General features: G+C 66.7%; 2 protein-coding genes. One reads left to right on the forward strand and one right to left on the reverse strand.

The genetic code is table 11. The annotated features are described in order from the left end of the window. Nucleotides 1-106: 106 nt before the first annotated feature. Nucleotides 107-811, forward strand: coding sequence for an MFS transporter (locus ACWFR1_RS40065; protein WP_453560953.1), 705 nt, complete (start codon nucleotides 107-109; stop codon nucleotides 809-811). A 76-nt stretch (nucleotides 812-887) separates the two neighbouring features. Here ACWFR1_RS40065 and ACWFR1_RS40070 read toward each other — a convergent pair whose 3' ends face one another. Further along, complete coding sequence (locus ACWFR1_RS40070) at nucleotides 888-2,789, reverse strand: FHA domain-containing protein (RefSeq protein WP_453560956.1); 1,902 nt, start codon at nucleotides 2,787-2,789, stop codon at nucleotides 888-890. Nucleotides 2,790-3,273: the final 484 nt, after the last annotated feature.

Genomic DNA, 3,273 nt, shown 5'->3' on the forward strand with positions numbered 1-3,273 from the left:
CAGCCGCAATCTCGTCCGGAGTCACACCCTCTCAACGCAACACCGAGCCAGAAGGACACGCTCAACCACAGCTGACCTGACCAAGCACTACTAGGTGGCCCTGCCCATGGGTGTGTGGCTGGTAGGGCACGTGGGGTACGTACCGGTCTGCGTCGCCGGCGCGGTGGCCGCGCTCGCCGCCATCGTCTCGGTGCCGGGCCTGCCGGACCGCGAGCCGACCTCGGGACGGGCGATCGGCGTGCTGGCCGGGATCCGGACGCCCGCTCTTCTGCGGCCCGCCGCCGTCTTCTCCGCTACCGCGCGCGCTGCCGGAATCGTCGTCACCTTCCTCCCCGTCGCCGTCCCGTCGGCTTCCAGCGAAACCGTCGCCGTTGCCCTGTTCGCCCAGTCCACGGCTTCGACCGTGGCCCGGTGGGTCGCGGGCCGACACGGCGACCGGCACGGACCGGCCTCACTCGTCCTGCCCGGCCTTGTCGTCTCCGTCGCGGGGACGACGCTGCTCACCTCTCTGACCCACAGCCCGGTCGCCGTCGTCTTCGGCGTGGCCCTGTTCGGAATCGGCTTCGGAGTCACCCAGAACTCCACGCTGACACTGATGTACGCGCGCGTCCCCGCCTCCAGCTACGGCACCGTCAGCGCCCTGTGGAACTTCGCCTACGACGCGGGCATGGGCGTCGGCGCCGTCGGGTTCGGTGTGCTCGCAGGCCAGACCGGCTACTCGCTGGCCTTGACCCTCACCGCCGCGCTGATGCTCACGGCCCTCGCCCCGGCCTGGCGCGACCGCCCGGCCGACGGCCCGGCCGGTCGATGACCGGTACAACCACCCTCGGCTGAGGCCAAGGCTCCACAACCAGTCGAAGCGCACAGGGCGTCCGAGCCCTTCGTGGTCACGACACCGCGCGGGTCCTCGTCGGGTCGGTCCGGGGCGGTGAGTCCTGCTGGTAGAAGATGTCGATGTCCACCTCCTCACCCCCGACGGTCAGGGTGTCCCACGCCCCGCTCTCCCACAGCGTGTGCAGGGTCGAGGAGTCGAGTGACTCCAGGTGGTTGCGGAGAGTCAGGTCGTCGGGCATGCCGGGGAGGCGTTTTGTCAGCCGGTCGCGGATCGAGCGCAGCCGTTCGACGAGGGCGTCGATGTCCGCGTTCCTGTCGAGGTCCTTCCCCTCGCACTCCTCGATGCTCTGGGCGATCTTCTCCTTGATCGGGCGGCTGACGCCGTGCTCGTCGGTGGTGATCATCGTGTTCCACGCGCGGCTCTTGTGCCGGTACTGGAGCATGGACATGGCTGCTTCATGGCGTGCGAAGTCGGCGTCCCGGAACGGCCTGCCCGTCCAGGCTCCGTTGAGGGACCGGGCCAGTGAGATCGCGGAGCCCAGGCCGCTGTTGAGCCCGCGCCCCGGCCAGAAGTGGATCGCGTTCGCGGCGTCGCCGAGGAGGAATCCGTACGTCCCCGGCGAGGATGACGTGGCGGAGTGGAGACGCGTGGTGAACCTGGGGCGCTGCACCATGTCGAGCCGGAAGGCGGTGACGGCGCTCAGGTCCTTCTCGGCAACGCCGAACAGCGCCAGCCCCTCCAGCACCCGCTTCCACAGGGGCGAACTCCTGACCATGGCGGGCAGGAAGAGCGTGCTGTGTGTCGAGCACTGGAAATCACCGTGGCTGTCGCGCCCCATGACGCAAGGGCGTGAGGCGATGCACTCCTCGAATACGTGCCGGACCGGATCGATTCCGACCACTTCCGCGGCTTCGGCGTCCGTGAGCCGCATGTTCAGGAATCCCTCGCCGCGAAGGGCGTTGAGGAGAAACCGGTTCTGGGCCACGGTGAGGAGAACCGTCATGGGGTCAGTGAGCGTCGATTTGACGCGTAGGCCCAGCACGACGTCCTGAATGTGCTGACCGTGCAGCGAGTAGATGGACTTGTCGGCGCTGCCGAACTTGTCGGAGAAGTACTCGCGTGTGCGTGAGCGGCCGCCCTCGCAAATGGCGAGTACGTGATCCTTGGTCTCGTCCTTCTGGTGTTCGGCCGGATCGAACGCGTCGGGGACCAGGCGGATTCGGTCCGGCTTTTCGTTGGCCAGTTCGAGAAGCGTGTCCTCGATGTAGGCGATCCGGAGGTTCCTGGGGCTGTAGCCGCGGACCGAGTCGGGGCCGACCGGCCACATCTCGGAGAACGCGTCGCCGCGGAACAGCCGTTCCTGCACCTCCTCGGGGAGGTTCAGGTATTGGCGGCTCTGCACCGTGACGACCTGCTGCCGGCGTACGTTTCCCTGGCTTTCGTTCTTCCAGACGACCTTCGCTCCGGCCTGGGTCCAGCGGCTGTCGTACACGGTGATGGCGACTCGATGCCCCATGAGGTGTTCGAGGAGCAGAGCGAAACCCAGGCCGACGGGACCACCGCCCGAAACGGTGACGTTCAGTACCGGTCCTGCCGCCAGGGTCGCCTGGGAGGAGGGGCTGAGCGGGCGCAGCACGGAGAGGTCGAGGATGGTCTCCATCGCGTCGGCCGCTTCGAAGCGGAACGTTTCGGTGCCTATCTCGACGAGATCCCCGGGCTGCAGTTCGTGCGAGGTCACGCGCGCGCCGTTCACTCGCGTCCCATTGCTGCTGCCGCTGTCGTACAGCACGAACCCGTGCCCCTCGCGGCGTACTTCGGCATGAAAGCGTGAGACGTTTCCGCCGACTATCACGATGCTGTTGTCGCCGTTGCGACCCAAGGTGAGCGGTGTGGCACCGATGGGGAACCGCTGTCCAGACAGGGAGCCTTGATGGCCGACAAGCCGAGGAGGCATGGGTCACCCAATTCCATGAGTCACGGATCCGATGACGAATTGCGATACCGGTAGCCAGAGAGCAGCACCCTGCATCTCACACCGCGAGTTGCCCGGCACGCAGGGCAATCTTAAAGCGGAGGTGAGGTCGATGAGAAGCATGCGTACTGACTGATCATCACACGGAGGTCATCTCGTGAAGATGTAACAGAAGCGCGTCCGGCGGGAACGGCTGAGGCGCATGTGAATCGTGTTCCAGGAATGAAGTGATCTGTCGGCGTGAGGCGGCGTGGTGGCTCAATACCTCTTTGCCGGAACGTCGTTCGTGAACGCGGTCTCACCAGCCGGTCCAGCGTCCGATGGCGTGGCCGGCGCGGATCGTGACGAAAGGCTGTCTCGACCAGGTCGCCCAGGGTCATTGCGTGATCGAGATCTGTCCGGGTTCGTCAGGTGAGGCCGAGGGCCTGTAGGGGCCGGTGGTAGTCACGGCCGGCATGGCGGACGG

Source organism: Streptomyces sp. NPDC055103 (assembly GCF_053607625.1).